This window comes from Bradyrhizobium sp. Kon10, assembly GCF_055807395.1.
Genome location: NZ_JBVVOZ010000218.1, coordinates 1 through 273, shown reverse-complemented (window position 1 = coordinate 273; position 273 = coordinate 1). Strand labels below are relative to the sequence as shown.

Sequence of the window (273 nt, the reverse complement as noted above, 5' to 3'; positions counted from 1 at the left end):
CTTCGAGGAACGGCTCGAGAGCGGCGATACTTCCGACAAGATCATCGGCACGCTGTTTGGCAGCCTGCAAAGCATCCAGGAGGCCTTCATCATCGCGCTGCCGCCGCCGCCAGTGCGGGGCATCGGCAACTCCGGCGGCTTCAAGATGATGCTCCAGGAGCGCAACAGCGCCGACATGCGGCCGATTCTGGCGCTGGCCAACGAAATCGCCGGCAAGGCCAACCAGACGCCCGGGTTGATGGGCGTCTTCACCACCTTCTCGGCCTCCAGCCC

General features: G+C 64.8%; 1 protein-coding gene. It reads left to right on the top strand.

The window, feature by feature from the left end; translation table 11 throughout:
• Positions 1–273: efflux RND transporter permease subunit (locus AC0L2O_RS36780; protein ID WP_473373204.1), on the top strand; the 273-nt coding region annotated here is incomplete at both ends.